Origin of the sequence: Pseudescherichia vulneris (genome assembly GCF_902164725.1) — a bacterium.
GTDB lineage: Bacteria > Pseudomonadota > Gammaproteobacteria > Enterobacterales > Enterobacteriaceae > Pseudescherichia > Pseudescherichia vulneris.
In genome coordinates this window covers 4,286,068-4,292,649 of record NZ_LR607338.1, presented here as the reverse complement: position 1 = coordinate 4,292,649, position 6,582 = coordinate 4,286,068, and the positions used below count along the sequence as shown (strand labels likewise).

Annotated in this window: 4 protein-coding genes; 3 read left to right on the top strand and 1 reads right to left on the bottom strand. The window is 59.3% G+C overall.

Annotation, left to right across the window (positions count from 1 at the left end):
* The coding region (gene msrA, locus FN633_RS17865) for a peptide-methionine (S)-S-oxide reductase MsrA (protein WP_154058990.1) at positions 1–467 on the bottom strand (467 nt) is incomplete at its 3' end.
* Positions 468–679: 212 nt separating this feature from the next.
* Between msrA and tamA the strand changes: the two genes are divergently transcribed.
* Genes tamA through FN633_RS17850 form a run of 3 tightly spaced genes read left to right on the top strand, consistent with a single transcriptional unit; the run spans position 680 to position 6,533 of the window.
* Positions 680–2,413 carry an autotransporter assembly complex protein TamA gene (tamA, locus tag FN633_RS17860; RefSeq protein ID WP_154058708.1) on the top strand — a complete coding sequence of 578 codons (1,734 nt, stop codon included), beginning with the start codon at positions 680–682 and terminating at the stop codon, positions 2,411–2,413.
* Complete coding sequence (gene tamB, locus FN633_RS17855) at positions 2,410–6,186, top strand: autotransporter assembly complex protein TamB (protein ID WP_154058707.1); 3,777 nt, start codon at positions 2,410–2,412, stop codon at positions 6,184–6,186. The genes tamA and tamB overlap by 4 nt, the downstream gene beginning before the upstream one ends.
* A gap of 2 nt (positions 6,187–6,188) precedes the next feature.
* Positions 6,189–6,533 (top strand): gamma-glutamylcyclotransferase family protein, encoded by a 345-nt coding sequence (locus FN633_RS17850; protein WP_154058706.1) that lies wholly within the window; start codon positions 6,189–6,191, stop codon positions 6,531–6,533.
* Positions 6,534–6,582 lie beyond the last annotated feature (49 nt).

Sequence of the window (6,582 nt, the reverse complement as noted above, 5' to 3'; positions counted from 1 at the left end):
CGTGCCAGGCTCGTTTTAGCAGCCGCTTCCTGCTCGGGCGTTAGCGGGTAGATAGCCGAGCGGTACTGGGTGCCGTGGTCGTTACCCTGGCGCATGCCCTGGGCCGGATCGTGGTTCTCCCAGAAGACCTGCAACAGCTGCTCGTAGCTAATGACGCTCGGGTCATAGACCACGCGCACGGCTTCAGCGTGACCGGTCTCGCCGGAACACACTTCACGGTAGGTTGGGTTCGGCGTATAGCCACCCGCGTAGCCTGCGGCGGTGCTGTAGACGCCGGGCAGCACCCAGAACAGGCGCTCTACGCCCCAGAAGCAGCCCATCGCAAACAGCGCGGTCTCCATTCCTTCGGGAACGTTGGTCATTGAGTGCTCGTTAACGGCATGCAAACTGGCAACCGGCATAGGTGTATTGCGTCCTGGCAATGCATCCGCTTGAGTAACAAGGTGTTTCTTATCAAATAGACTCACGGTGTGGCCTCCCAGGAACAGATATGTGATCGAGGTTGTAACGCAGCGTCGAATTGAACACAATATATGCTGCAAATACGGCTAGATTTAAACATTAAGAAATATTGGGCTAGCCAGCCATTTTTCAACCCATTATGTTGGGTTATTTGTTAAGCCGGGGAGCGGCATTTCGGTTTCCTTACCTTCAGGGAGCCTGATATTCAGGAGAGAACGTGCCACACATCCGACTGATAGGTTTCACTACCCTGCTGCTGGTAAGCGGGACGGCCTTAGCGGCAAACGTCCGTTTACAGGTGGAAGGGCTAACGGGTGCGCTGCAAAAAAACGTCCGCGCCCAGCTTTCGACCATTGAGAGTGATGAAGTAACGGCGGACCAGCGTTTCCGCGCCCGCGTTGATGATGCTATCCGCGATGGATTAAAAGCGCTGGGCTACTATGAGCCGACCATCGATTTTGAACTGCGTCCACCGCCGGCGAAGGGCCGTCAGGTACTGATCGCCCGCGTCTCGCCCGGCACGCCTGTGCGCGTGGGGGGAACGGATGTGATCCTGCGTGGCGGAGCGCGCACCGACAGTGATTACCTCGATCTGCTAAAAACCCGTCCGGCGATCGGCACGGTGCTGAACCACAACGACTACGACAGCTTTAAGAAGGGCCTTACCAGCGTGGCGCTGCGCAAAGGCTACTTCGACAGCGCCTTCAACAAAAGCCAGCTCGGCATTGCCCTCGACCGCCATCAGGCATTCTGGGATATCGACTATGACAGCGGGCAGCGCTACCGCTTCGGCAAGGTCACCTTTGAAGGCTCGCAGATCCGCGACGAGTATCTGCAAAACCTGGTGCCCTTTAAAGAGGGCGATGAGTATCAAACCAAGGATCTGGCGGAGCTGAACCGCCGTCTCTCCGCCACCGGCTGGTTTAACTCGGTGATTGTTGCCCCAGAGTTTGAAAAATCCCGTAAAACCAAGGTGCTGCCGCTGCATGGCGTGGTGTCGCCGCGCACGCAGAATACGATAGAAACCGGGGTGGGCTACTCCACCGACGTCGGTCCGCGCGTGAAGGCCACCTGGCGCAAGCCGTGGATCAACTCCTACGGCCACAGCTTTACTACCTCTACCAGCATCTCCGCCCCTGAGCAGCAGCTCGACTTTAGCTACAAGATGCCGCTGCTGAAAAACCCGCTGGAGCAGTACTACCTGGTGCAGGGCGGCTTTAAGCGTACCGATCTTAACGATACCGAAGCGGACTCCACTACCCTGGCGCTCTCCCGCTACTGGGATCTCTCTAGTGGCTGGCAGCGCGCCATTAACCTGCGCTGGAGTCTGGATCACTTTACCCAGGGCAGCGTGACCAACACCACCATGCTGCTCTACCCTGGCGTGATGATTAGCCGGACCCGCTCCCGCGGCGGCCTGATGCCGACCTGGGGCGACTCCCAGCGCTACTCCATCGACTACTCCAATACGGCCTGGGGTTCCGATGTCGACTTCTCCGTACTGCAGGCGCAGAACGTCTGGATCCGTACCCTCTACGATCGCCACCGCTTTGTCGTACGCGGCAACCTGGGCTGGATCGAAACCGGCGACTTCGACCGCGTGCCGCCGGATCTACGCTTCTTTGCCGGGGGCGATCGCAGCATCCGTGGCTATAAGTACAAATCGATTTCACCAGAGGATAGCGAAGGCAAGCTGAAGGGGGCCTCGAAGCTGGCAACCGGCTCGCTGGAGTATCAGTACAACGTTACCGGCAAGTGGTGGGGCGCGACCTTCATCGACAGCGGCGAGGCGGTGAGCGACATCCGTCGCAGCGACTTTAAAACCGGCGCAGGCGTGGGCGTGCGCTGGCAGTCGCCGGTCGGGCCGATAAAGCTTGATTTTGCCGTGCCCATCGCCGACGACGATAAACACGATCTACAGTTCTACATCGGTCTGGGGCCTGAATTATGAGTTTATGGAAGAAGATAAGCCTCGGAGTGGTGGTGTTTATTGTGCTGCTGCTGGGCGCGGTGGCGTTCCTGGTGGGCACTACCAGCGGGCTGCATATTCTGTTCAAGGCCGCGAACCGCTGGGTGCCGGGGCTGGAGATTGGCCAGGTTACCGGCGGCTGGCGCGACCTGACCCTGCGTAATATTCGCTATGACCAGCCCGGCGTGGCGGTTAACGCCGGAGAGATCCACCTTGCGGTCAAGCTTGCCTGCCTGCGGGACAGCAGTCTGTGCGTTAACGATCTGTCGCTAAAAGACATTAACGTGACCGTAGATAGCACCAAGATGCCGCCTGCCGCTCAGGTGGAGGAGGAGGATAGCGGGCCGCTCGATCTCTCTACCCCCTATCCGATTACCCTTAGCCGAGTGGCGCTGAACAACGTCAATATCAAGATCGATAACACCACCGTTTCGGTGATGGATTTCACCACCGGCCTGAACTGGCAGGAGAAAAACCTGACCGTTAAGCCAACCTCGTTACAGGGGCTGCTGATTGCCCTGCCGAAGGTGGCCGACGTGGCCCAGGAGCAGATCGTCGAGCCGAAGATTGAGCAGCCGAAGCCTGAGGAGAAGCCTCTGGGTGAAACGCTGAAGGATCTCTTCTCTAAGCCGGTGCTGCCGGAGATGACCGACGTCCACCTGCCGCTCAACCTCAATATTGAAGAGTTCCGCGGCGAGCAGCTACGTCTTACCGGTGATACCGACATTGTGGTGCGCAACCTGCTGCTGAAGGTGAGCAGCATCGACGGCAACACCCGGCTCGACACCCTTGATATCGACTCAAACCAGGGCACGGTTAACGCCACCGGCACGGCCCAGCTGAGCAACAACTGGCCGGTCGATATTACCCTCAACAGCACGCTGAACGTCGATCCCCTGAAGGGCGAGAAGGTGAAGCTCAAGATCGGCGGCGCGCTGCGTGAGACGCTCGACGTGGGGGTTAATCTCTCCGGCCCGGTGGACATGGTGCTGCGGGCGAAGACGCAGCTGGCGGAGGCGGGACTGCCTCTCAACCTGGATATCATTAGCGAACAGCTCTACTGGCCCTTTACCGGCGAGCGGCAGTACCAGGCGGACGACCTGCGGCTGAAGCTGAGCGGTAAGATGACCGACTACACTCTCTCGTTCCGCACGGCGGTGAAAGGAGAGCAGGTTCCGCCTGCGACCATCACGCTGGACGCGAAAGGCAATGAGCAACAGATCAATCTCGACAAGCTGACCATCGCCGCGCTGGAGGGTAAAACCGAGCTGAAGGCGCTGCTCGACTGGCAGCAGGCCATCAGCTGGCGTGGAGAGCTGACGCTTAACGGCATCAATACGGCAAAAGAGGTGCCCGACTGGCCGTCGAAGCTCAACGGCCTGATCAAAACCCGCGGTAGCCTCTACGGTGGCAGCTGGCAGATGGAGGTGCCGGAGATGAAAATCACCGGCAACGTCAAGAACAACAAGGTCAACGTGAACGGCTCGCTCAAGGGCAACAGCTATATGCAGTGGACCGTACCGGGCCTGCACCTTGAGCTGGGGCACAACAGCGCCGATGTCAAAGGCGAGCTGGGCGTGAAGGCGCTGAATCTCGATGCCAACATCGACGCGCCAGGGCTGGATAACGCGCTGCCGGGCCTGGGCGGCACGGCCAAAGGGTTAGTCAAAGTTCGGGGTACGGTGGATGCGCCACAGGTGCTGGCGGATATCACCGCCAACAACCTGCGCTGGCAGGAGCTCTCCATCGCTCGCGTGCGCGTTGAGGGCGACATAAAGTCTACCGACCAGATCGCCGGTAACCTCACCGCCCGCGTGGAGCGCATCGTGCAGCCGGGGGTTAATCTGAGCCTGATCACCCTGGATGCCAAAGGCAGCGAAAAGCAGCACGAGCTGAACCTGCGGGCGCAGGGTGAACCGGTGTCCGGCCAGCTAAGGCTGGCAGGCAGCTTTGACCGCGCTAACCAGCGCTGGAAAGGGACGCTGAGCGATACGCGTTTTGCTACCCCAGTCGGGCCGTGGTCGCTGAATCGCGCCATCGCCCTCGACTACCGTGGTGAGGAGCAGAAGGTAAGCATTGGGCCACACTGCTGGACTAACCCTAACGCGGAGCTGTGCGTACCTCAGACCGTGGACGCAGGCGCAGAGGGGCGGGCGGTGGTTAACCTGAACCGCTTCGACCTGGCGATGCTGAAACCCTTTATGCCGGATACCACCCAAGCCAGCGGATCGTTCAGCGGCCGGGCGGATGTCAGCTGGGATACCACCAAACCGGGGCTGCCGCAGGGTGAAGTGACCCTGGCCGGACGCAACGTGCGGGTGACGCAGACCGTCAACGATGCGCCGCTGCGGGTCGCGTTCGATACGCTTAACCTCAATGCCAGGCTGCGCGACAACCGCGCCGATCTCGGCTGGATGATGCGCCTGACCAATAACGGCCAGTTTGACGGCCAGGTGCAGGTGACCGATCCTCAGGGGCAGCGCAACCTCGGCGGTACGGTGAATATCCGCAACTTCTCCATCGCGATGATCAACGCCATCTTCTCCCGGGGCGAGAAGGCGGCGGGTACGCTCAACGCGAATCTGCGGCTGGCGGGCAACGTACAGAGCCCGCAGCTGTTTGGCCAGATGGGGCTGAACGGGGTGGATATCGACGCCAACTTTATGCCGTTTGAGATGCAGCCCAGCCAGGTGGCAATGAATTTCAACGGCCAAAGTTCGACGCTGCAAGGGGTGGTCCGCACCCGGCAGGGCGAGATCAACCTCAGCGGCAACGCCGACTGGAGCCAGATCGACAACTGGCGAGCACGGATTGCGGCGAAGGGGAGTCGGGTACGCATTACCGTCCCGCCGATGGTACGCCTTGATGCCTCTCCGGACGTGGTGTTTGAGGCTACGCCGCAGCTCTTCACTCTCGACGGCAGCATTGATGTGCCATGGGCACGCATCGTGGTTCACGACGTGCCGGAGAGTGCGGTAGGGGTCTCCAGTGACGAAGTGATGCTTAACAGCCAGCTGCAGCCGGAGGAGCCGCAGACCGCAGGCATCCCGATCAACAGTAATTTAACCGTCCATGTGGGCAATAACGTACGTCTGGACGCGTTTGGCTTAAAAGCACGCCTAACGGGCGATCTTAAAGTTGCTCAGGATAAACAAGGACTTGGCTTAAACGGGCAGATTAATATTCCCGAAGGTCGCTTCCACGCGTACGGTCAGGATTTGATTGTGCGCAAAGGTGAGTTATTGTTCTCGGGTCCGCCGGATCAACCTTTGCTTAACATCGAAGCGATCCGTAACCCGGAATCCACTGAAAACGACGTTATAGCTGGCGTACGTGTGACCGGAACTGCCGACGAACCGAAGGCGGAGATCTTCTCTGACCCGGCGATGTCGCAGCAGGAAGCACTCTCCTATCTGCTTCGCGGCCAGGGGCTGGAGAGCACACAGAGCGACAGCGCAGCGATGACGTCGGCGCTGGTGGGGCTGGGCGTTGCCCAGAGCGGACAGGTTGTGGGTCGAATCGGCGAGACCTTTGGCGTTAGCAATCTGGCGTTGGACACGCAGGGCGTAGGCGACTCCTCCCAGGTGGTGGTCAGTGGCTATGTTCTGCCGGGATTGCAGGTGAAGTATGGCGTGGGTATTTTTGACTCTCTGGCGACGCTTACGTTACGCTATCGCCTAATGCCTAAGCTATATCTGGAAGCGGTGTCTGGCGTAGACCAGGCACTAGATCTGCTCTATCAGTTTGAGTTTTAGCAATGCGAATATTTGTTTACGGCAGTTTACGACGCAAGCAAGGTAACAGTCATTGGATGACTAACGCTCAATGGCTGGGCGATCACAGCGTTGAGGATTATCAACTATACAGTCTGGGGCATTACCCTGGTGCGGTGCCCGGTCCGGGTCATGTGCTGGGTGAAGTTTACCGTATTGACGCCGAGACCCTGGCCGAGCTGGATCAGCTCCGCACCACTGGCGGGGAGTACAAGCGTCAATTGATTCAGACACCGTACGGCAGTGCATGGATGTACGTGTACCAGCTATCGGTGGATGATCACACGCGGATAGAGACCGGGAACTGGTTAGACAGGGATCGGGACTAACAGCAGCGCCACCTTCGGGTGGCGCTGTTTTTTCTAACGCCCCGGCTTT

Coding starts and splice junctions, on each gene's coding strand:
- tamB (WP_154058707.1), top strand. CDS start 2,410: ATGAGTTTATGGAAGAAGATAAGCCTCGGAGTGGTGGTGTTTATTGTG.
- FN633_RS17850 (WP_154058706.1), top strand. CDS start 6,189: ATGCGAATATTTGTTTACGGCAGTTTACGACGCAAGCAAGGTAACAGT.